Source organism: Vibrio sp. D173a, from assembly GCF_030248475.1.
In genome coordinates, this window is sequence record NZ_JAHGAH010000108.1 from 1 (window position 1) to 22,915 (window position 22,915).

Genomic DNA, 22,915 nt, shown 5'->3' on the forward strand with positions numbered 1-22,915 from the left:
ACGGAGACTCCTGGTTGATTAGCAATAGAAGTCGCTAAGCTGATGAGGCGGTGTGTTCTTCGAGGGTCTTTAAGTTGTGCTTGTCCAAATTGTTCTTGTGCCCAAAGTTTAGCGTCTGAGTGTGTCATCTTAGTGTTTCAGTAATGATTGCTAAGTGATCAGATCACACACACTTGAAAGAGTTCAAAAAAATCCCCAAGCTATAAGCTTGGGGATTTGTGTATAAGAGACAGGCGCCTGTCGACGTTTGCTTGTCCTCTTTGTCGAAACCGTATTCCGCATCTTGACCAGGGTAAGAAGCTTGAACCTCTGCTACGTCTGCTGCGCCCTCAGCAAAATGAAGAACGGCGCCCGTATCGTTGCTGCCAACCGTTTGTTCAGCAACCGCTGCAATTTCTTCAGCAAATGCACTCACTTCCGCTTCAGACAGAAGATCAGAAGCCAACGATTTACCTTGGAAGCTAAGGCTTTGAGCAAGTAGTGCTACGCCTTTGGTCATTTGTTGTGGTTGCATCGCAGCTAATAGCGCAACCGTGTTTTGCTCTAGCTTGTCTAGCTCGCTGGCTTGTGCGTTAGACATTACCGTACCAGACAAAGAAACGCTGGCATCGGTGAGTTGCGCTTTTACGATCTCTTCAGCTTGAGCAACGGTTTTACCGTCAATTACAAGACCTGCGAGCAACGTTGTTACACCATTGACCGTGTTGCCCGTTGCTAAGTTTTGGCCAGGAGCCGCAAGACGCAACGTTTGGTTTGAACCTTGATCAACTTGAGCAAGAATGGTGCTGGTTAATACGTTTTTGTTGCTTGAAGTCAGGCTAAATTTACCGGCATTATCCGTTTTAGCACTCGGTTCAGTGGTATCACAAACGTAGTTTTGGTTTAAATCGATGCACACTGGCGTATCAAGAAGTGTACCTGCAGAAACGATGGTGCCAGCTACATCATAGGTTGGTGCCGACGTATCACCACCAGAACCACCGCCACAGCCTGCTAGAGCTAGTGACATAGCAACGAAAGAATATTGAAACTTCATAGATTTTATCTTCTTTTGATTTTAATTAACGAGAGCGAATCACTCTCACCATTGAAAGCAGGAGAAGTCCTAACAAGGTCCAAGGCGAGCCACTGCCACCTGAACCACCACCACTGCTTTCTTTAGTGGTATCAGCACTACACTGATACTGAGCAAAGTGACTCACACCCCACTCTTTCAACACCCCAGAGTTCCCTGACACGCGGTCAGACACTTCGAGACGCCAAGTTCCCCAACTCGGTTGACCGACAAGTGCTTGTAACTCCTCGTCATACTGAGCTGTGAAGTAACCTTTAAATCCATTGGTATTGCTCGATTGATGGCCAAGTAGCACGACCGATTTGCCTTGTGGAGACACAAGCGTCACTTGCAGATCTTGCAGTGAGTCATGTTCGATGTTCAGGTAAACCGCAAACGAATCATCAATCGTGAGTGACTTATCCGATAGCGTCTGAGAGAACAGTCTGTCGCCCTGCTCCGGCAAAGCAGAATTCACTGATTGAGGCTGGATATCGAGCTCTGGCGTACCATTAACCAGCATCACCTTTTCACTCCACTGATGAGTCTTTAAGCCTTCTGCAAATTGGTAATCCAATGAAATAGAGGAATCGAATTGCGTTCCGCATGTCAGACCGCTTGGTAACGCTACCTTCATTGAGGTCGAGTCAGAAAGCGTTTCATCAAAGTCGAAAACGGATGCGTTGTTTAGCTGCCATTGCCCTTTGATGCTCGCTTCGCGGCCAGTTTGGCTCAGGCTCACACCCACGTCTTGACCTTGTGCGATGTATCGAGCGTTATAGCGAACGCGAAGAGGCGCTTTAAGTAAGTTGTGTTTGTTGAAGCTGTCCGTCAGGAATTGGGCGTAATCTTTATTTGGGAACAAGGTGTTTGCGGCAAACACGGTCGATTCCGCCAGATCATGCATTTTCACGCCACGACCAATGCCATACATACCTTCAAGAACAATGGCGTCAAACTCGCGGAACACGCTATCGGTATCATCACCGTATCGTTCAACCGATGCTTTAAGCGCTTGGAATAGTGGCGTTGACCATAGCTCGTCACCGAGCTCACCGCCCACACTAACGTGCGCTGGATACTCTGAGCCCTCGAAGTAACGCGCTCTTTGGTTCCATAAGCTACGAGTTGTTTTGCGTGTTCCGAACACACCGTCCCAGTTGAACACCGTATCTAACTCGAATTCTTGACCACGACGCGAAGCATCCAAATATTGAGTGCGGTAGCTCGCGCTGCCCGCCCAGTAATCAGCAAAACCTTCTGCGATAGCACCAGTGTGACCGTACGCCCAATCCGGTACGATTTGGTAATGAATGCCATGCCCAAGCTCATGTATCACGACATCAGCATCGACTGCATCCGGAGAAACACCACCGACACCCAGCATGAGAGCTTTCGGACCGTAATAGTAAGTAGAGTTATCTTTTGATAAACCGCGAGCATCAAAACGAAGCGGTTCGTCAAACAAGTCGTAAGTCAGGCTTGTCAGATATTGGATCGAGCTATCAAGATGATAAAAAGCCATCAACTGTGGGAACGCATTGTCACCAAACTCGGTGCTTTGCATCTCATCAACACTGTCAAATGCTTGAACCCCTTCTGCGCTGAGGAAGTCCAACGTATCGAGTACAGGCGCTTCACCAGGTGCTGGGGCTGCAAATAAGCCCGTCGCATCCACTTGCTTTAATCTTGGGTTAGAGAGATAGAACTTACCGCCCGACTTTAAAACCTCAATCGACTTGGTGACGTACTCGATCGGCTGAGGGTAATCGGACAGTGCTGACCACGTAGATTCTGGTGCCGCTTGCTGTTGCATGGTGCGAAGATCTGGGTTGAATAAAGAAACCTCAACATTAACCAGACTTCCAGAGCTCAAAGCAGGTGGCTCTTGTGCTTGCAGTTGGCGAGGTGATTCCAATTCCATTGCAACCGTTGGTTTACCGTTGCGAATGATCGTATCTTCAAGGCTCTTAAACACTCGCACAACGTGATGATTTTTATCGGTTGTTACTACGAGGGTGCGCTGTGCTTTATATTCACCGTTTACCCAAATATCAAAATTGTAATGCTCACCAAGCTGAGACTGGGTTTTGTAACGGAACTTAAACTCGCCCGCTTCTGAGTAGTGGCTGTCTAGATAATTTTTCGCTTGCGCTTCATTCGTTACCACAGAGTCCGTTGCGGGATAATCCCTCTCTGCAGCCTGCACCGCAGGGGTACATGCAATAAGCAATGAAAACGCCAATGGTTTTAGCTTCATGATTTCGTCCTAGAATTCGTATTTTGCATTTAGCGTGAAGTAGCGCCCAGGCTCAGTTGAGTAACGCTTACTTTCCTCAGCGATACCCGCTACGTCTTGGTATCGGATGTACTCTTTGTCGAACAAGTTGACGATGTTTGCGCTAACACGAAGGTCTTTGGAAACGTGGTAAGTTGCGCCAAGATCAAACGTATTCCACGCGCTTGTATGCGCACACTCTGTCGCTAGACCAAGTGTGGTCTGGCATTTAGGAACGCGATCCATGGCAGCGGCCCAGTTCCAAGCCACGTAAGCGTTGAAGTCTTGGTTGGCGTATTTTAGTTGAGCGTTACCTTCGAATGGCGTAATGCTTCGAACGTTTTCACCTTCCGCGTCTTTGCCATCTACGTAGCCAAACTTAGTGCTGATGTCCCATTGTTTGGTGAGCGTGTAACCCGCAGAAAGCTCTGCGCCATACGTCTCTACGCCATCAAGATTTTGGTACTGTTTGATGTAATTCCCAGTGCTTGAGTCAAAGCCTGTGGTCACAACATCGATGAAGTTTTCAAACTTGTTGTAGAACACAGACGCATAGACATACGCACGACCGTTATCGAACTTGTTACCGATTTCAAATGAGTCCGAAGTCTCGGCTTCTAGCTCTAAGTTAGGCGCGATAACAAAAGGCGTTAGCGGTACGAAATCATGGTTCACGAAGCCATATGCTTTGTCGTATTCCGGAGCACGGTAACCGTGGTTGTACGACACATACACGATGTTGTTAGCAAACATTTCACGAGAAACCGACAGGCTTGGAGACACCTCTGAGCTATCCATGTCTTTTAATGGGAAGCCGCCCACTTCACCCTCATCGTCCGGCGTTAGACGGTGTGCATCAAAACGTAGGCCACCTGTGATGGTCCATTTATCCAGTTCGACCATATCTCGAACGTACAAACCAATGTTATAAGCACGAGCAGGAGCGAAAGGTTGTTTGGTCGAAGGCGTTACCCCATTCCAATCAATCTTGGAATCGCTATCTGTGCGCTCGTAATAGTCAGTAGACAGCTCGACACCATAAGCCAATTGGTGCTCTGCATTTGCTGCATAAATCGTATTGGTGAAGTCACCACGGAAGCCTATTGTTTCGTCAATGAAGGTTTTGTGTTCCAGCTCGCGACGTTTGGTGATCAAACCATTGTGATCCACTTGACGCATTAAACGGTTGGTGTCTTCCACGACTTCGGTGTGACGCCAGTACACTTTGGTGTCCAACTCTTCGAACCAAGTTGGACTAATTGGTGTCACCTCTGCACCAATGTAAGCGCTGTACTCTTCGGAGGTTTCATCTTCAGCAAAGTCTTCAATATGCCAGATGCCATCAGGTTGAATGGACGGTGAACCCTCCAGACGCTCTTGATTCTGAGTGTAGAGTTCCGCTTTAGCTTTCAACATCACCTCTTCATTGAGAAAGTGGTTGATCGTATAAGCACCGCTGTAACCATCTAGATCGCGGTTATACAAATCTTCATCAAAGTTACGTGTCTCTTGCCCTTGCCAGTATGAAACGTTAAACAAACTCTCTGTATCACCGGAGCGGAAAGCTAGGTTACTCGTGCCTTTGTACTTGTTGCTGATATCGGTGTAAGTACCGGAAACATCGGTGTAGAAATCTTTGTCTTTTAAGAAATCACCCGGCTGACTGGATTCTAAAATCACCACACCGCCGATCGCGCCAGAGCCATGGACAGAAGAGCTTGCCCCTTTAATGATTTGCAGTGATTCAAAATTGGATAAATCAAAAGTATCTCGCCCAACTGCATCATTAATGTCGTTTGCACCGAAGCCATCCGCAGAACGAATGCCATCACGAACGATCATAATGCGGTAACCCGTCATACCACGGATGGTAATGTTCTGCGGACGTCCTGCACCGCCCGTCACGCTTACACCAGGTTCGTTGCGCAGCACATCATAAAGCTCGGTCTCGCCTCTTTCTTCGATTTGCTCGTTTGTGATAACGGCGACACTACCTGCCAGTTTTGACAATGGCTGATCGATTTTATTGGCGGTTACGACCACCTCTTCCATTGAGAAAACCTTAGATTCGGCGTGCACTTGACTGGCAACAAGTACCGAAAGTACTGCCGCTGACTCTGGGGTAAGCTTCATTTACTGCTCCGCTTTAGATGTTTTAATGAGTGATAGTAGAAATGCGTATTCCTTCGCTTGTTGCTCTCTTGTCTGTCTTGGGTCCATGCGGTGGCCAGAGTGAAAATCCGTTTGCAACAAATAAGGGCCTGTCGATTCACTGGTCGACAAAATTTGAGCGAGATACTTTGCACCTTCCCAATAAGGCACACGTTGGTCGTTTAATCCGATTTGAACCAACATGGGTGGGTAAGCGTCTTTGTGGATATTGAGAATAGGATCATAAGCTTGCATCGCTTTGAGCTGCTCTGGGAGTGTCGGATTCCCCCATTCTCCATATTGTTGTGCGGTAAGTGGTAACGTCGTATCGGACATACTGGCAACGACATCGACAAATGGAACCTTCATCACCGCGCCAGCAAATAAATCAGGAGCTTGGTTGATGGAGCCGGCGACCAAAGTACCTCCAGCACTCGATCCAATCGCGTAGACATCACGTTCACCACCATCAAAGTGTTTAAGCGCTTGCGCAGCCGCCGTGAAATCATTGATAGAGTTAGCTTTAAGAACGCCTCGGCCTTGCTCGTGCCAGTCAGCACCAAAATATCCACCACCACGAACATGCGCTATCGCGTAGATAACACCTTGCTCCAGTAAGCTCACGGTTTGAGGCATGAAGTAAGGTTTCATGGTAAACCCATAAGCACCATAGCCGTACAGTACAACAGGAGCGTTGTCGCTGAGCTTATCTTTGCGGTAAGCAAGAGAAACCGGCACTTCCACACCATGACTTTTGACCATAATGCGTTGAGAAACATAATCCTGGCTAGAGAAACCGTGATAGATATCTTGCGAGAGATTTGTCTTTATCTGTGCTTTAACATCAAACTCTTCCCACAACGGCGGTGTCGTCATCGACATACTACGAATGCGGATTTTGTTAGAGCGGTAGTCACCAAGAGTGCTCAACCAAGCAACTCGCCCGTCCGACTCTAACGGAAGCGTTTTTTTCGCCTTGCCATCGTAAGAGTAAACCGAGATTGTCGTTTGATTGTCTTGCTTAGTTAATGCCACAAGTCCCGCTTCATACAAATAGAATTGCTCTAAACCGTTTTCTGAGCGTAAGAAAGACTTCCAATTCGACTCAACAGTGCTCACATCTTTCTCTGGCATCTCAGTTTCAAACAAACCAAACTGACCATTAAGATTGCTGTTGATAAAGACTCTGCCTTGAGCAACATCCGCATAATACTCCACACCGGATTCCGGTTTACGTAACGAGGCCGTTAGCTCTCCAGAATCAAGGTTTAGGATCTTTTGTTCGGTGGTCGATTCATTGTTACTTTGTACCAGTGCGAAACGCGGGTCGGCTGCGGCATAGAACGACATGAGCCAATCGGTCTTGTCTTCTTGCCAAAGTACTTTCTGCTCATTGGTCTGAGTGTTAATTCGCACGATTTGGTAAGGACGTTGAGTTTTCGCTTCTTTTGAGACGACGAAAGCAAATTTGCCATTTGGTGAGAGCAGAACACCATTGTCCACATTGCTAATCAGTTTGTGCACTCTGCCATTATTGAGCTCCACCAGCACAGCATGGTACAGCTCGCTGCCATCAATATCTTCTGTAAACAACAAAGAATCGTCTTGAATACGCCATTGACCAATTTGGAAGTATTGACGTTCTTCTTGGCGAGAAGAGAAATCGTAAACCACGTTGTCTTGCGCATTTTTATCTGCTCGTGACAACAAAACGAAGTTGCCTTGTCGGCGAGTTAGATTCCACTCTTGGCCGTTTTTAATCACCCAAGGCTTGTCACCTTTTTCTGCAACCATGGCTTCCCATTGGCTCAACAGGTGTTGAGTGATCTCGTCATAGCTTTTCTGAAATTGTTCTGTTTTCTGGTTTTGCTTCTTGAGATAAGAAAGGACTCGCTCATCTTGTCTTGAATCGTCTCTCAACCAATCAAAATTATCCGCGGCGACACTGGGTAAAGAGAGCGCTAAAAGCCCCAAAAAAAACATGATTAAATTTCATATAAACGGCACAACTATTTATAGGATTAATATTATTTCGCGTATTCTGCCTTTAAATGAAAATGAGATCAATTATCATTTAATATTTTGTGTATTGATTTTATTGGCTTTTGTTGCGCAAACGTTTAGTTAACAGACAAAAGTGTTTGCCGAGCGATAGACTCGTAGAAAGGTGTGGTAGTGAAAAATACTAATGGGCTAAGTATAAAAACGCCACCTACTAAGGTGACGACTTTTGCTTCTCTTGTCGTGGGGTTTAACAAAGAAAGGTAAACTAGAAAACGTGGCTAGTCACAACCCAGAGTAAAGCGAGAAATCCGAAGAAGTAGAGTGAAGAAACGACAACCGATTTAATCAACTCCCCCATTTGTGATTTCTCAGTAATCATGGTGACCGCCTCCGGTAAACACCAATGTACAACTCACCAATGCGATACATAGGAATGAAAACATTTCTACCAAGACGCTACGCTTCTCCCACCCCAATGCTCTAGATTGCTTGTCCGTCAAACTCATATCGACTTGTTCTAACCATTGCTCTTCTTGATACATATTCTTGTCTCCTGTTTCTGGATACTTATGCTAAGCAAAGATGGCGTTTAGAAAAACCAAAGACTATTTAACCTATGTTTAGGATTGATAAACATAAGAGGTCTTGAAGGCAAAATTCAGGCATAAAAAATCCGAGCTATAAGCTCGGATTTGAAATCGTTTCGCGTCAGGTGCCAAGTGAATACTTAATCTTCAGAGCTTGGTGCCGCAGGCTTTTTCTTAGGGATAAACACATTGTCACCCACTGCCATGTTTTGGTAGAAACCTTTATCGCGCTTAGCTGGTTTCTTCGGTGTTTTCTTCGCTTGAGGGCGCGCTTTCTTAGTTTCTGTCTTCTTGTTACGGAAGTCAGGTTTACGCGGTTTCAAACCTTTGAATTTACCTTTCAAGTCTTCAAATACAGAGAAGTTCAAATCTTGTTGTAGGTAAGTTTCAACACGCTTAAAGCTGTCCCAGTCTTTAGGACCAACAAGCGACACTGCGTCACCTTTGTTACCCGCACGACCAGTTCGACCAACACGGTGAACGTACTCTTCTGTGTGCTTCGGCATATCGAAGTTAATAACGTGCGTTACTGTTGCGATATCAAGACCACGAGATGCAACGTCTGTTGTTACTAGGATCTTAAATACAGCACGCTCAAACTGACTCATGATGGTGTTACGTTGAGTCTGATTCAAGTTACCGCTTAGCGCGACCGCTTTAAGCTTCTTCTCATTCAGCTTGTTCGTTAGACGCTCAGTGTCATCACGTGTCGCTGTAAAGATGATCACCTGACGGTATTCTGCTTCTTCAAGCACACGCTCCAGAATCGCTTCTTTGTGATCTAGGTGATCACACAAGTAGAATTTCTGAGTGATGTCTTTGTGTTCTTCGTTAGATACACCGATAGCGATACGCTTCGGCGCATTCAGCATCTCTGATGCAATGTCGTTCACTTCTGCGTGATCAAGTGTTGCTGAGAACATCAGAGTTTGACGACGGCGGTGTTTCGCTGCTTTGTGAATACGACGAAGTTCTGGCGCAAAGCCCAGATCCAACATACGGTCCGCTTCATCAAGAACTAATGTTTCCAAACCATCAAGGAATAGAGAACGATGTTCTAGGTGGTCCGCCAGACGTCCTGGTGTCGCAACGATGAATTTAGGGTAGCGACGAAGCGCTTTTACCTGATCGTTGAAGTTCTCACCACCCAGAATCAATGCTGCGTCATAAGTCAGACCACCAAGCATTGAGCGAAGCTCGCCATATACCTGCTTTGCTAGCTCACGCGTAGGTGCAAGAATAACCGCACGCGGGTCTTTTGCAGAAAACGACTTAGTCTTTAACGACTTGTGCAGCATTGGCAATACAAACGCCAAAGTCTTACCCGAACCCGTTTTCGAAGATGCCAATAGATCCTTGCCTGCAATCGCAACAGGAATCGCCTGCTGCTGAATGTCAGTCGCTTTTTTGAAATCGTAGTGTTTTAGGTTCTTCAACAATCGGTTGTCTAGGCCTAGATCTTTAAATTGCAAAGTATTCTCCAATAAATAATCAGCGTCTGAGCGCTTTTTCAGTGTCGTTTCCGCTCTAACGCAGCAAAAAATAAAAGCCCGGTATAATACCGCAAATCATAGGAGTATAGATAGAGATCACACAAACTAATTCCACTTAGAAACTTTCATTTATGTCAATATCGTCTAAATTATTGATATCAGGGAGTGGCAAAAGAGCTGCTGTACTACCTGATACTGGCGTTATCAGGTGAGTAATCGCTCACTTATGTAAGCTAAATGTTAGCGTCCGTATCAGGTACTCTATGAAATCCTTGGATTTTTTTGACTTTTGCTACATCATGTACTGATAGAATGTATTCACATTTAACACTATGACTATATGACACAAAACGTATAGCTTAGTACTTTCACTACAGGCAAGGAGTTCTAAAATGAACAAAACGTTGATCGCAGCTGCAGCAACTTCAGTACTTCTACTAGCAGGTTGTGCTTCTTCTGACGAAGCAGCAACAGCTACTAAACTAGACGAACTAAGCAACCAAGTTAGCCAACTAAGCCAAGACGTTCAGTCTCTACAATCTGACGTTCAAAAGTCTAACGACGCGGCTATGGCAGCTCAAGAAGAAGCTGCACGTGCTAACGAGCGTATCGACAACATCGCTCAGTCTTACACTAAGTAAGGTGTGATTCCGCGCTTTAACGCTTGTTAAGGCGCGGTTATTTCTACTGGAACACCATTCTGCGCAGCAATCGCTGCTTTTGCTTTCGCATTCGTCATCCCATATTCATCAAGCCACCAATCCAACTCTTTCGGGATCTGTAGATGATCTTTCTCGCCATTACTGCGAGTCAATGGTTCATGCGCTTCAACAAACACACTGCGATCCGGTTCTAGCGTCACTTTTACAGGTTGATTGATGATTTTCACTTTTTCACCACGACGAACTTTGTCGAACAACCATTCGATATCGTTAGGATCCATACGAATACAGCCCGAACTAACGCGCATACCTATGCCAAAATCTTTGTTGGTACCGTGGATCAAGTACTCACCATGGCCATAGGCCAAGCGAAGTGCAAACATACCTAACGGGTTATCTGGACCTGCTGGTACTACTGCAGGCAAATCAATGCCCTTCGCTTTGTACTCTGCTCGAATCGAAGAAGGTGGTGTCCAAGTTGGGTTTGGGCGCTTTTGACTGATGCTCGTGGTCATTTCTGGCGTGTCACGGCCAATACGACCAATCCCTACTGGAAAGATGTGTACTACGTTTTCTTTTGCTGGGAAGTAGTACAGACGCAATTCAGCCAAGTTGATGACAATGCCTTTGTGAGGGACATCAGGAAGGATAAGCTGAGTAGGAATCGTCAGTACGTGCCCTTCTTTTGGTAGAAAAGGGTCTACGCCTTTGTTGGCCGCCATTAACGCCAGCATGCCAACATCGTACTGCTTAGCAATGTTTGCCATGGTTTCGCCCTGTTCAACCACATGATTTTCCATGCGGCCTATTACACGAGCCCCATCCTCCGGTAATTCATACATCTTTGCGAATGACAAACCACTCACTAAAGACAACGATACAGACAACAGGGTTCGTTTAGCGATACTCATTGGACGCTTCTTGCTAGGCATCTCTCTCTATTCCTTGGCGTTTTTGAAGAGCCGTAAGGTTATCTCTCTTTCTACCTTGTGATCAACCATCGGCTTGTGATAATCCAGTAAATTAAAGCCGCTCCATAGCCATGGGTTATGAATAAATTTGTTTGGTACCTGTTTGATTTCCGGCACCCAATAGCGAACAAATGCGCCATCAGAGTCAAATTTCTCACCCTGACTGATTGGATTAAAAATGCGGAAGTAAGGCTGCCCATCACATCCGGTAGACGCCGACCATTGCCAACCACCGTTGTTCGCAGCGAAGTCTCCATCCACCAGCTTGCTCATAAAGTACGCCTCACCCCAACGCCAGTCGATGTGTAGGTCTTTGGTTAAGAAGCTTGCCACTATCATGCGTAGGCGGTTGTGCATCCAACCCGTCGTGTTTAGTTGGCGCATCGCAGCATCAACAATTGGGTACCCTGTTGTTCCAGTTTTCCAACGCTCGAACGCCGCCTCATCATAAGACCATTCAATCTTATCTTCCCAAGGAATGAAGCCTTTACCTTTCACCAGTTTTGGTTCAAACACCAATAAGTGTTGGTAAAATTCGCGCCAGATGATTTCACTTAGCCACGTCGCTTTCCCGTCCGTAAGGTCAGTATGTGGGCTCTCTGCATAAAGACGAGCAATACACTGTCTTGGCGACAGGGCACCAATGGCGAGATATGGAGACAATTGACTTGTACCATCAACAGAAGGAAGATCTCTTTTCTCTTGATAAGCATCGCTGCGCTCTCGAGCGAATTCTCGCAAGTGATGCACAATATCAATAGTTGAGTCGTACCATTGGTCACTGGATTCACGCGGGTAAGTGAAAGGTACGTCTGCATGGTAGCGATCGGCTTCAAGCGGCTGGATCACTTCTTGAGGAATCTCAGCTTGTGGTTCTGGTTTCGACACCATTGGCATTTGGAATTTCAACAACCAAGCGCGTTTGAATGGCGTGAATACCTTGAAATATTCACCTTGCTTGTTTAACACCGTGGTAGGCGCATGAACACATTTGTCGTGGAAAGCTTCAAACGTGACTTGGCTTTTAGCTAAAACATCCGCTACTTCCCTGTCTAACGCTTGTTCGTTGACCTCATAATGGATGTTTGCCATCACGCTTTTCGCGTTTAACGATAATGCCCAATCTTTGATGACCCCTGTCACGTCAGAAAATTTGGGCACTTCTTTATATAGAAGCGGTATGTTGAGGTCTGCGAGTTCTTCATCGAGATGCACCAAGCGTCGCGCGATCAGGTCTGCCTGCATTGGCGCCATATTATGCTCTTGCCATTGTTCCGGTGTCGAAACAAAAGCAGCCACAACAGGTTGCCCCGTATCCAAGGCAGCCTTTAACGCTGTGTGGTCTAACGTTCTCAGATCACGTCGAAACCAAACCAGAATCATGTCCTCTCCTTACCTATTATTGGGCTAGTTAGCGAAATGAAGTTTCTCGATGACTTCAGAAAATTGAACTTGCTCAGGTGCTCGTGTTTGCAATGCGGTTAACGCTTCCACCTGTTTGATCGGCAGCGCTTTGTTCGAGAAGAAATGCACTTGCTGATAACGAGCAAGTACATCATGCCCAATCAAACCAGACACATCTTCGACTTTGTCGATTAAGGTGATGTGGTAGCCTTGTTCACACAGTTTTGCGGCTTGAATCCAGCTCTCTGAGTCACGAACTTGCTCGAAGCTCACCAGCAGACATCTCCCTTTAGACGCGGCTTTATTCTCTGAGTCCACCACTAGGGCGAGGCGAGTGATTAGACACGTTTGGAACAAACCAAGTTGCAATGAACGCAGCGAGACTTTCACTAGATCTAATGCTTCAAACACCGGATTGATCAGCTGTTCAATCACAATATTAAGTGGGTATTCTTTTAATACGTTAGACAGGAGCGTTTCCGTTTTGCCACGATTAAGCTCCGACAACGCTTTCAACATCACTTCAACTTCTTCCAAACGCTGGTTGTCTGTTGACACATCAACGTCTGAGTCTTGTCCTAGCAGTCCCTTCACTTTGCCGATAGCAACGCCCTTAGCCAACCAACCTTGAATCTCTCGTATTGTGTCCAAATCTTGCTGACGATATAGGCGGTGCCCTTTATCAGTTCTTTGCGGTTGGATCAAGTTATAGCGTCTTTGCCAAGCGCGCAGAGTAACGGGCTTTACACCCGTTAGCTCAGATACATCTCGAATCGCGTATAGTTTTTCTTCTTGGCTACAATCCATAACGAAGTCTCATCTCCTGTGGGTATGGTTCTAGATATTTCTGTTTTTGTAAGTACGCATCTGGGTACGCGTTGAGATAGTGCTTAATTAACGTTAGCGGCGCAAGCAGTGGTAATAACCCTGTGCGGTAGTCACTGATCACGGTCGCAAGTTCTGCTTTCTCGTCAGAAGTTAATGAGCGTTTAAAGTAGCCTTGTAAGTGCATCAACACATTGGTGTTATTTTTGCGGCTGGCACGGTTTTGTAGTGCTTGCATCAAGCCCAGACGGTATTGGCTGTAAAACTCATCGATTTCATAGTTCGCTACATCAGCCACCAATCGACCAAGAGAACGGTACGATTCTGGGTGGTGCGCCATCAGCGTCAGCTTGTAGCGCGAGTGAAACTCGACAATCTTACCGCGGGTTGGCTCTCCACCCATTGACTCATAAAAGTCATTCAAACAATAAATACGCGTAATGAAGTTCTCTTTTAATACCGGATCGTTCAGGCGACCGTCTTCTTCTACTGGTAACCACGGCATTTTTTCCATTAACGTTTTGGTGTACAAACCAACACCTTCTTTTGCCGCATTGTTTTTGCTGTACACCTTTACACGTTCCATACCGCAAGTCGGCGACTTAGCGCAAACGATGTAACCGCACAGTTGCTCACCTTGTAGTTCGTTCACTTTATTTTCGGAATAAGCGAGCATGTTTTCTGTGTGGTCGTTGTCAGGATTTTTTGTCTCGACCAATGCAATACGTTCTTCATTGCTGACTAGGCGGATAGTAGGACGCGGCACAGACATGCCTACACCAACTTCAGGGCAAACTGGCACAAAGCTGAAGTAGCCGTCTAATTCCTTCGTTACGAAGTTGCTGATTTTATGTCCCGAATCGAAACGTACTCGTTCTCCAAGTACACAAGAGCTGATACCGACTTTGATTGAAGATTCCATAACGAAGCATCCTATACAAAATGTTTTGTTGTACAACTTATAGCAAGTCAATTAACATTGTACAAGAAAATAAATTGTACAATTTAATCGTTTTACTCATTCATATAGGATTTAGATCAGACGATTTGAAGAAAAAATTTGAGGGCGATATAGGGATTTTGTGCACGCAATCGACAAACTGCTCAAAAGCAAATCGATTGCCTTTTTGCTTTCAACAGATTTGGTTATCAAAAGATTATTTAAACACTAGAACCGACCGTTTTGTGACTTAACTCTCAAGTCCCCTTACCCTGTCCCGATATTATGGCCTCAACGAAAACGAACAAGTTCAACAGAATTGGTAATAGCATCTATAATTGATGCGTTTTACCTGAACAAAACTTTGGAGAGCACTTATGGCAACCCCACACATTAACGCACAACCAGGTGATTTCGCTGAAACAGTTCTAATGCCAGGCGACCCGTTGCGCGCTAAATACATCGCAGAAACGTTCCTAGAAGATGTGACACAAGTTTGTGACGTTCGCAACATGTTCGGCTTTACTGGCACTTACAAAGGCAAAAAAGTTTCTGTAATGGGCCACGGTATGGGTATCCCATCAGCCTGTATCTACACACACGAGCTAATCGCTGAGTACGGCGTGAAAAACGTTATCCGTGTAGGTAGCTGTGGTGCAGTACGTGACGACGTGAAACTAATGGACGTTGTTATTGGCATGGGTGCATCTACAGACTCAAAAGTAAATCGTATCCGTTTCAACAACCACGACTTCGCGGCAATCGCTGACTACGGCCTTCTAGAAGAAGCGGTAAACCAAGCGCGTGCTCAAGAAGTTCCAGTAAAAGTTGGTAACGTATTCTCTGCAGACCTGTTCTATACACCAGAAGCAGACATCTTCGAGAAGATGGAAAAACTAGGCATCCTAGGTGTAGATATGGAAGCGGCTGGTATCTACGGTGTGGCTGCAGACCTAGGCGCGAAAGCACTAACTATCCTAACGGTCTCTGACCACATCATTCGTGGTGAAAAACTAAGCTCAGAAGAGCGTCAAAAGTCGTTCAACGACATGATGAAAGTTGCATTAGAAACAGCAATCAACATCTAAGAAACTTCTAAGTAGTAAATTGCAGCCGGAGCCTGACCGGCTGCACGAATTATCCCGAGGGGGCGATTGTGTCTAACGGCGAACTGCCAAGGGACGCAGATGGGTTACAACTCAACTTTTGTAAAACATTGGCGTGTGACAACTTTGGATTGAGTGATGCGAAGCGGTACGTTTTGCAGCATGCTAACCCTAAACGTCCGGCGATGGTATGCCGTGAATGTGGAGCTTTCCCCCCCTTACTTAATAACCGCGATGTAGTGAACGAACTTCATCGTCTGCGTCACGTTCATAGTGACGGGTTACCTGCTTGTCGTAATGATGATTGCGACAACTTCGGACTTTCTGTCCACACGCACAAACACCTCTATCACGCTTTCGGTTACAGTGGCGATCGCCAACGTTACCGCTGTAAAGTGTGTCAAAGTACCTTTGTCGATAAATGGTCTGGTGCCAACAAAAAGCTTCAATTCCAAGAGAATTTGATGGGCTTATTGTTTACTGGTTATTCCGTTCGAGAAATCTGCCGTAAACTCAGCATCAACCCAAAAACCTTTTACGACCATGTTGACCATATTGCTAGCCGTTGCCGCCGTAAATTGGCGACGATAGATGCTCGTTGGGTTAACCATGCAAAGCATTATGAACTGGCATCAAACTACGTCGCCCTGCAACCAAACAGCAACAATGGCGTGTATTGGATTGCTTCGGGTGAAGCGCATTCAGGCTACATTCTGTGTCAGCATGTGAACTACTCTTCTGATGATGAGCCAATCGCTGCTATGGATCACAACCCATACGATGAGGTGTCTCGTTTCGTTTCGCAAGAATACACTGCAGAAGCAAGCGAACCGCCACCAACGCCATCTAAGAAGCTACGTGAACGCATCGATCAGAAGTACCAAACTATCTTGGCCCGTTGCAACGTAGAAGACCCATTGGGGAACCTTTCTGTCTTCCACTACCCATCAAAAGGCGCATTGATTCGTCCGCCTTACACCTCTTATGCACACTACCTCCATGTGTTGGATATGTGTTGCCCTGAAAAGCGTGTTTCTATCTACATGCCTCAAGATCCCCTGCTCCGCTCTGCTGCGTTGAGCGTTTGTTTATCTCGCATTAAAGAGAAAAGCGTCGATCTGATGTATGTCGAAGAAGACGCGATTTGGGACATGAACGCGCCATTTGGTAAAGTGGATATTGCCTACATGAGTTGGTGGCGTGACCGCTGGGCGATCTCCAGCCAATACGAGTGCAATAAGGGTATCTGTTATTTAGCTGGCGACAGAAATGAGCCGGAATCGTGGTTCAATGTGGCCACAACTCGACATATCCAATTCTATCAAAATCGTTTTCAACTGCTGTTTGAAAGCTTTATCAACGAGCCACGTCGCAAATTGCGTCCTGCAGGTATATTGCCTCTTTTAGATATATTCAGAGCTTGGCATAATTTGTGCTATCAGGATAAGCAAGGACTTACTGCTGCTCAAAGGCTCAAAGTCACCGACGCACCACTCACGATCAAACAATTGTTATCATGATTATTTAACAGTTTACTCATTTAGAAGTGGTAAATAAGCGCGGAGCGCGGTATACATTACGGAATCCGATACCTTATTGGTGTGACTGTTTTCTACACCGCAATGATATACGCATCTAACCACTTGTTTTTAGGTGTAAATTCCAGTTCGATAGTCATGGATGTGAACGTTGGATAAAAGCCAAATTCAGCTCGAAGCCGAGCTCAACGCCCTTGAAGGCCAGATAAAATCTGATCCTGAGCGAGCATTTCGAATCGCGGAGCAATGCCGTATTCGTTCAGAGCAAATTCTATTTGTAGATGGTGAGATTCGAGCGCTTATCGCAATGTCTAATGCTTGCTGGTGTAGCATGGATTATCGACATGGCTTAAAGCTGGTCAAAGATGCTTACAACCTCCAAATTCAACTTGATACTGACGATCACCTTCCAAAGATCCTTCATTTATTTGCCCTGCAGTATTGGGGACAAGCCAAATATTACTCTGCACAACAATACTGGATTAATGCCCTAGAGCAATCGGCTTTGGTCGACGATATCGAGATCCAAATCGAAGCATTAATTGGCTTAGGTAATGTTTGGCGAATCACCAACGAACACAAGCTTGCCGCCTCTACGCATGAACTCGCAGTGAAAGTGGCAAACAATGTCCGTATTGCTTGGCTAGAAGGCAAAGCCCGAATCCTGCTCGCATGGGATTACTACTTGCTGAACAATTTCGTTGAGATGTTGAGTGTGCTTGATGGTGCAACAGAAGTACTCAGAGATCACGACGACAGCACTTGGCAAGCAGAGATCTGGGATTTCAAAGGCCTTGCTTTACTAGGATTAGAGCGACTTGATGCGGCAGAAGAAGCCACACAAAAAGCTCAACAGCTTGCGATAGAGCAAGACCTGACGTGGATGAAAGCGCATTCCTTTATCAGCCGTGCAAGACTGGAATTGCTGCGTAAAAACACAGAGAGTGCAGCAAGGTTGCTGCAATTAGCCGAGCAATCAGCACTCGCGTTCGATAACGGCGAACTGCTCAGCCAAATTTGTTTCCAACAATCACGTGTAGCCGAAGAGCAAGGCGATTACGAGCTTGCTTTCCAAGCGTTCCAAAAATACCGTCGACACGCACTTAAGATGCTCAAAGAGCAAACTCATCGTGTCAGTATGGACAAAGCGCGAGGCTCTAAACGCCAACTCGAACAACGCGCGCGAAAACTCATTAACCGTATTCGTGCCCAACATGAATACGATCCAGAGAAACAGTTCTCAAACGTGGTGTCAGAGACTTACTGGTGGGAGCAACTGGTTCTATTCAAGACCGAGCTAAAACACTCCAACCATGCTGTGATCATGATCCGTCACTCAGATCCGGCCTTCCTAGACATCTGTACTGAGTTGGTCCATTCGCTCACTACATCTAGCGATCTTATCTCTCGCTTAAGCAGTGACCGCTTAGCGATGTTGATTGCAGAAAAGGACCAAGCAGCCGAAGAACTCTACCGCACCATTTGCGCTATGTTAGACATCTATCCATGGAAACGCCGTGGTTTAACGGGCCCTAAGCCAACACTTTATCTACAGGACATCCTAACCTTCCCGTTCACCTTAGAGCAGTTGGAAGAGAGCCACATTGAGGTAATGAAGAATGGAACAACTGCTTAGTAAGGTGACTGATGCTGGCATGGATCCCTCTTCCGTTGCCGGTGAAGAAGCGCTAATCCTATGGGAACACATCCGTCTGCATATCGCCTCGACCAATCAAGAGAAGGCGCACTGCTACATCATCAGCGCGGAATATCGAAGTAAGATTAAACAGCTACAAGAGAGCATTGAAGAACTGCGTCATGCACTCGATTTACTTAAACTGCCAGAAGACGTTGAGGATATCCTCTCTGTCAAATCCAGCTTGAGTGACCGATTGGTAGAAAAAGGCGATTATAACTCTGCACTCACCGAGTACATTGCTTCCACCAACATTGCCGTCGAATACGGTTATATCGATGAGTATGTTATGGCAATCATCGGCATGGGCAACCTTTGTGACGCGTATGGCGACCACAACCGCGCTCTTCGTTACTACCAAAAAATCGATGCGATTGACCATGCCGTCGGCAGCCGTTCATTGAGATTACGCTATAAGCTGTACATGCTAGCTTGTTATATCAGTTTGCAACGTATAGGCGCGGCGACGGACCTCTTAAGCGAGTGCGAAGAGCTCAGTATCCTCGTCAGCGATAAAAATCTGACAGGACAAATTCATTTATACCGAGCTAAGTTGCTTCGACTGCAAAAAGAGTACAACAAAGCACTACTTGCTATCTCTCAGATTCAATACGCAACAGGCAAGCAACATACTGTTTGGCTCTCGACCATGGTAAAGATCGAGACGGCTTACTGTTTGAATGAAGTTGGTCATCAATCATTATCAAATCTATTGTTAGCTTCTACGGGGAAGCGTATCAATGAGCAAACATCGCCTTTGATCGCGAATCGTTTTTATAACGCGATGAGCCAAGTGTGTGCGTCTCAAGGCTTGTTCAAAGAAGCGCTCAACTACGAGAAAAAAGCCTTCCGAGTCGAATCTGATTTAGTGAAACATATTCCGATCTGTGAACTTGGCCCAACTCAGCTGCGTCGCCTAAGTCGATTTGAATTACAGCTCAAGTTGATCCTTTCAGAGATTGAGAACAAAGAGCTCAAAGAAACCACTAAACAACACAAAAACACCGTTGCTCAGCTTCAACAAGATGTCTTTACCGACCCGTTAACGTCACTCCACAACCGTCGTTGGCTAGAAGTGAAGCTGAAAGACTTGTTGCTGCACGATACGCCATTTGCCCTAATGGTGATCGACATTGACCACTTTAAATCCATCAATGATGAGCTTAGCCACTTAGTGGGCGACAAAGCCATTGTGAACGTCTCCAAGGAGCTTTCTGGGTACTTCAAGTTCCGTGGTTCATCGTGTGTACGTTTCGGTGGTGAAGAGTTCTTGGTGATTCTAGAAAACACCGAGGTTGCCAAGGCAGAAATGCACGCCGAAAACTACCGCGAGCGCATTTACCAGTTTGGTTGGCATGAAATCTTAGGCGAGCGTGGCTTGACCGTCTCCATCGGCATTACCTTACATCGGGAGGGTGAGAATACTCAGCGCACCTTCTACCGTGCCGACAAAGCTCTATACCGCGCGAAAGCCAGTGGTCGAAACCAAGTGTGTACTGAGCTATAAGCCAGATTTTCAATCTATAAAAAACGCCCCAGCTCAAACTGGGGCGTTTTTGTATATTGCTTCAACTAACTAAGAGAATGCTTTAAAGAAAGAACAGCGAAATGCCACCGAGCGCGACCAATGTTCCAATCACGCTCTTCGCTCCTACCTTTTCACCTTTCATAGCGTAAATCACCAAGATAAACAGCGGGCTAGTGGCGATTAAGGTTTGTGCAATCGCTGGGTTGGCGTATTTCAAAGCGATTTGTTGTAGCCAAAGCGCGAGGAAAGTACCGACGAAAATCGCCAATAACAGCCATCCCATCGCCTTATTACCCATCTCTTGAATGTGCTGCTTGATGCCTTTAAACGGAGCTGGCTCAACGACTTTAATCACCAAACAAACCGCAACCACACCAATGCTGAGTCTGATTAATGCCCCCAACAAAGGTGGAAGATCCCCTGCCACCAATGCATAGTGAGAAATCACCACACCCGTTGCTTGGCATACACTCGCCAACAGACCAAATCCGATACCACTCCAATTGGTTTCTTCACCTGTTGAAGAGGGCTGAAAGACAACAAAAGTGACTGCAGCGGTCGTCACTACCACACCAAGCCAACTTTGTAGCGTCAGCTCCGAGCCAAGAAACACCAACGCAAGCACGCCTGATAACGGTGGAGCAAGGGACTCCAACAATAACGTTTTATTTGGCCCGATACGTTTTAGCGCGGAAAAGTAAGCGCTATCACCAATGGCAATACCAATGACACCGGACACTGCTAATACAGCAAGGTGAATAGGTTCGATTTGGCTTGGCAGACCTTGGGGGAGAAAAGGAATCACGACCAACATCATCATCGAGGCGATCACCCCTTTAACAATGTTAATTTGCATGGCAGAAAAACGATGGCTGAATTGACTGTATATCCAAGTCGCACATGCCCAAACAATTGCGGCGCTGATCGCGGCAATCTCACCAGAATATAGCACTGTTTACTCCTTCGTATTCCATGCCGTATCTCTCAATAACTGTGAATTGAGCTATAAATAACTTGATACACTTATTGTTTCATCAAATACTTAAACAACTAATTTACGAATTATTTTCTATTTAGCAACAAGCACAGGGAAGTAAGATGTTTTTAGACTATTTTGCACTTGGGTTACTCATTTTCGTTGCTTTAGTTATCTTCTACGGAATCATCGTGATTCACGATATTCCTTATGAAATAGCAAAACAGCGTGAACACCCTCACCAAGACGCAATACACTACGCAGGCTGGGTGAGCCTTTTCACACTTCATGCACTTTGGCCATTCCTATGGATATGGGCAGCATTGTGGCGCAAAGAGCGAGGCTGGGGCTTCAAGCAACTCGAACAAGAAACACATGATATCCATCATCGCCTTGAAGAGCTAATTAATGAAGTCAATGAATTGAGAAAAGAAGTCTCTACGCTAAAAGGCGAAAAGCCAGCACCGAGCACTCCAGCACAAAAAGAACAAGGTAAGGAGGAACAATAATGGATTTACTACTGGTTCTGACTTACGCCGCGCTATGTATCGCGATTTTCAAAATCTTTAATATCCCACTTAACAAGTGGACAGTGCCAACAGCGGTACTCGGTGGTGTGGTGTTGGTCGGTACACTTATCTTATTGATGAACTATAATCACCCTTTTAGTCAGATCGGTAACCAAGTGTTCTCAACCACCCCCGTTGTTTCGGGCGTTCGTGGTCGAGTCATTGAAGTTCCGGTTCAACCAAACCAACCGCTGCAAAAAGGTGATGTACTTTTCCGTATAGACCCAATTCCATACCAAGCGGAAGTAGACAAGCTAAGAGCAAAAGTAAAAGAAGCAAGCCAGGGCGCACTTGGTCTTGAGTCTAGCGTTCAAGAAGCAGAAGCTGCGGTCATCAAAGCGCTTGCAGAACGTGATAAAGCGCAACGCGAATTTGATCGTTACCAACGTGGTTTCGATCGTGGCGCCTTCACCGAGCAACAATTAGATACTCGTCGCCAAGCGTTCAAGGCCGCGCAAGCAGCATTAGAAGTGGCGCAATCAAAGCAAGAACAGGCGCAAATCGCGCTCGATTCTGAAGTGGGTGGAGAAAACACGCAAGTCGCGTCACTATTGGCCGAGTTAAGAAAAGCTGAGTTCAATTTAGAGCAAACCGTCGTAACCGCACCAACGGATGGCTATGTAACGCAATTGGCACTGCGTCCAGGTGTGATGGCTGTACCTTTGCCGCTCGCACCAGTAATGACCTTTGTCCATACCGAAGACAAGCTTTATACGGCAGCGTTTCGCCAGAACTCATTGCAACGTCTAGAGGCTGGGTTTGAAGCGGAGTTTATGTTCCGTGCACTACCGGGCAAGGTGTTTAAAGGTCAAGTGGTCGAAGTGCTGCCAGCCATTGGTGAGAGCCAATTCCAAGCTCGAGGCTCACTGCTTGGAACAGAAGCTCTGCGCACCAGCGGTCGCGTTTTCGTGACATTAAAAATCACGGATGACTTAGAAGAGTATCATCTGCCGATGGGTACAGCGGTTGAAGTCGCCGTTTACTCAGATAGCTTTACCCACGTATCTATCATGCGCAAAGTCCTTATTCGTATGAAGAGCTGGCAAAACTACCTATACCTAGACCATTAATTTATAGGTGAAAAAACCATCACAAGGTGTAATCAGGGGCTGACAGTCAGCCCCTGTTTTCAT

General features: G+C 46.0%; 18 protein-coding genes and 1 pseudogene. 7 read left to right on the plus strand and 12 right to left on the minus strand.

Annotated features, from left to right (window positions below; all coding sequences use genetic code 11):
- From KIV40_RS11945 to KIV40_RS11975, 7 genes and pseudogenes are all read right to left on the minus strand, one after another.
- Positions 1–128: transposase DNA-binding-containing protein (locus tag KIV40_RS11945; protein ID WP_285349428.1), on the minus strand; the 128-nt coding region annotated here is incomplete at its 3' end.
- 104 nt (positions 129–232) lie between these two features.
- Positions 233–1,036 (minus strand): annotated as a pseudogene (locus KIV40_RS11950) (DUF1566 domain-containing protein); the annotation flags it as partial.
- A gap of 25 nt (positions 1,037–1,061) precedes the next feature.
- Positions 1,062–3,314, minus strand: a complete 2,253-nt coding sequence (locus KIV40_RS11955; protein ID WP_285349386.1) for a proprotein convertase P-domain-containing protein — start codon at positions 3,312–3,314, stop codon at positions 1,062–1,064.
- A 9-nt stretch (positions 3,315–3,323) separates the two neighbouring features.
- Positions 3,324–5,465 (minus strand): TonB-dependent hemoglobin/transferrin/lactoferrin family receptor, encoded by a 2,142-nt coding sequence (locus tag KIV40_RS11960; RefSeq protein ID WP_285349388.1) that lies wholly within the window; start codon positions 5,463–5,465, stop codon positions 3,324–3,326.
- Positions 5,466–7,466 (minus strand): prolyl oligopeptidase family serine peptidase, encoded by a 2,001-nt coding sequence (locus KIV40_RS11965; protein WP_285349389.1) that lies wholly within the window; start codon positions 7,464–7,466, stop codon positions 5,466–5,468.
- 389 nt (positions 7,467–7,855) lie between these two features.
- Positions 7,856–8,029 carry a hypothetical protein gene (locus KIV40_RS11970; RefSeq protein ID WP_162999046.1) on the minus strand — a complete coding sequence of 58 codons (174 nt, stop codon included), beginning with the start codon at positions 8,027–8,029 and terminating at the stop codon, positions 7,856–7,858.
- Positions 8,030–8,214: 185 nt separating this feature from the next.
- A complete protein-coding gene (locus tag KIV40_RS11975) occupies positions 8,215–9,558 on the minus strand; it encodes a DEAD/DEAH box helicase (protein WP_285349393.1) in 1,344 nt (447 codons plus the stop codon).
- A 401-nt stretch (positions 9,559–9,959) separates the two neighbouring features.
- Between KIV40_RS11975 and KIV40_RS11980 the strand changes: the two genes are divergently transcribed.
- Positions 9,960–10,208 (plus strand): Lpp/OprI family alanine-zipper lipoprotein, encoded by a 249-nt coding sequence (locus KIV40_RS11980; RefSeq protein ID WP_005441096.1) that lies wholly within the window; start codon positions 9,960–9,962, stop codon positions 10,206–10,208.
- Positions 10,209–10,234: 26 nt separating this feature from the next.
- On the opposite strand, the gene KIV40_RS11985 is transcribed toward KIV40_RS11980, so the two are convergent.
- From KIV40_RS11985 to KIV40_RS12000, 4 genes are read right to left on the minus strand one after another with little or no spacing between them, the layout of a single operon-like run.
- Positions 10,235–11,161, minus strand: coding sequence for a L,D-transpeptidase family protein (locus tag KIV40_RS11985; RefSeq protein ID WP_005535211.1), 927 nt, complete (start codon positions 11,159–11,161; stop codon positions 10,235–10,237).
- A 6-nt stretch (positions 11,162–11,167) separates the two neighbouring features.
- Positions 11,168–12,583, minus strand: coding sequence for a deoxyribodipyrimidine photo-lyase (phrB, locus tag KIV40_RS11990; protein ID WP_285349395.1), 1,416 nt, complete (start codon positions 12,581–12,583; stop codon positions 11,168–11,170).
- Between the two features lie 24 nt (positions 12,584–12,607).
- Positions 12,608–13,411, minus strand: coding sequence for a MerR family transcriptional regulator (locus tag KIV40_RS11995; protein ID WP_285349397.1), 804 nt, complete (start codon positions 13,409–13,411; stop codon positions 12,608–12,610).
- Entirely contained in the window at positions 13,401–14,351 is a 951-nt protein-coding gene (locus KIV40_RS12000) for a DUF523 and DUF1722 domain-containing protein (protein WP_011999381.1), read from the minus strand. The genes KIV40_RS11995 and KIV40_RS12000 overlap by 11 nt, the downstream gene beginning before the upstream one ends.
- Before the next feature lie 395 nt (positions 14,352–14,746).
- Between KIV40_RS12000 and deoD the strand changes: the two genes are divergently transcribed.
- The 4 genes from deoD (at position 14,747) to KIV40_RS12020 (ending at position 20,216) form a co-directional block, all read left to right on the plus strand.
- Positions 14,747–15,457: a purine-nucleoside phosphorylase gene (gene deoD / locus KIV40_RS12005; protein WP_285349398.1), complete on the plus strand. Its 711-nt coding sequence runs from the start codon at positions 14,747–14,749 to the stop codon at positions 15,455–15,457.
- A 68-nt stretch (positions 15,458–15,525) separates the two neighbouring features.
- Complete coding sequence (locus KIV40_RS12010) at positions 15,526–16,995, plus strand: hypothetical protein (protein ID WP_011999378.1); 1,470 nt, start codon at positions 15,526–15,528, stop codon at positions 16,993–16,995.
- 169 nt (positions 16,996–17,164) lie between these two features.
- Complete coding sequence (locus KIV40_RS12015; protein WP_285349399.1) at positions 17,165–18,649, plus strand: hypothetical protein; 1,485 nt, start codon at positions 17,165–17,167, stop codon at positions 18,647–18,649.
- Positions 18,633–20,216 (plus strand): diguanylate cyclase, encoded by a 1,584-nt coding sequence (locus KIV40_RS12020; protein WP_285349400.1) that lies wholly within the window; start codon positions 18,633–18,635, stop codon positions 20,214–20,216. Before KIV40_RS12015 ends, KIV40_RS12020 begins: the two co-directional genes overlap by 17 nt.
- 82 nt (positions 20,217–20,298) lie before the next feature.
- Here the strand turns inward: KIV40_RS12020 and KIV40_RS12025 are convergent, their stop codons facing one another.
- Entirely contained in the window at positions 20,299–21,189 is an 891-nt protein-coding gene (locus KIV40_RS12025) for a DMT family transporter (protein ID WP_285349401.1), read from the minus strand.
- Positions 21,190–21,335: 146 nt separating this feature from the next.
- Between KIV40_RS12025 and KIV40_RS12030 the strand changes: the two genes are divergently transcribed.
- Complete coding sequence (locus KIV40_RS12030) at positions 21,336–21,722, plus strand: DUF3302 domain-containing protein (protein WP_285349402.1); 387 nt, start codon at positions 21,336–21,338, stop codon at positions 21,720–21,722.
- Positions 21,722–22,852, plus strand: coding sequence for an HlyD family secretion protein (locus KIV40_RS12035; protein WP_285349403.1), 1,131 nt, complete (start codon positions 21,722–21,724; stop codon positions 22,850–22,852). Before KIV40_RS12030 ends, KIV40_RS12035 begins: the two co-directional genes overlap by 1 nt.
- Positions 22,853–22,915: the final 63 nt, after the last annotated feature.

Coding starts and splice junctions, on each gene's coding strand:
- KIV40_RS11965 (WP_285349389.1), bottom strand. CDS start 7,466: ATGTTTTTTTTGGGGCTTTTAGCGCTCTCTTTACCCAGTGTCGCCGCG.
- KIV40_RS11985 (WP_005535211.1), bottom strand. CDS start 11,161: ATGCCTAGCAAGAAGCGTCCAATGAGTATCGCTAAACGAACCCTGTTG.
- KIV40_RS12020 (WP_285349400.1), top strand. CDS start 18,633: ATGGAACAACTGCTTAGTAAGGTGACTGATGCTGGCATGGATCCCTCT.
- phrB (WP_285349395.1), bottom strand. CDS start 12,583: ATGATTCTGGTTTGGTTTCGACGTGATCTGAGAACGTTAGACCACACA.
- KIV40_RS12035 (WP_285349403.1), top strand. CDS start 21,722: ATGGATTTACTACTGGTTCTGACTTACGCCGCGCTATGTATCGCGATT.
- KIV40_RS11960 (WP_285349388.1), bottom strand. CDS start 5,465: ATGAAGCTTACCCCAGAGTCAGCGGCAGTACTTTCGGTACTTGTTGCC.
- KIV40_RS11980 (WP_005441096.1), top strand. CDS start 9,960: ATGAACAAAACGTTGATCGCAGCTGCAGCAACTTCAGTACTTCTACTA.
- KIV40_RS11970 (WP_162999046.1), bottom strand. CDS start 8,029: ATGTATCAAGAAGAGCAATGGTTAGAACAAGTCGATATGAGTTTGACG.
- deoD (WP_285349398.1), top strand. CDS start 14,747: ATGGCAACCCCACACATTAACGCACAACCAGGTGATTTCGCTGAAACA.
- KIV40_RS11995 (WP_285349397.1), bottom strand. CDS start 13,411: ATGGATTGTAGCCAAGAAGAAAAACTATACGCGATTCGAGATGTATCT.
- KIV40_RS12000 (WP_011999381.1), bottom strand. CDS start 14,351: ATGGAATCTTCAATCAAAGTCGGTATCAGCTCTTGTGTACTTGGAGAA.
- KIV40_RS12030 (WP_285349402.1), top strand. CDS start 21,336: ATGTTTTTAGACTATTTTGCACTTGGGTTACTCATTTTCGTTGCTTTA.
- KIV40_RS11955 (WP_285349386.1), bottom strand. CDS start 3,314: ATGAAGCTAAAACCATTGGCGTTTTCATTGCTTATTGCATGTACCCCT.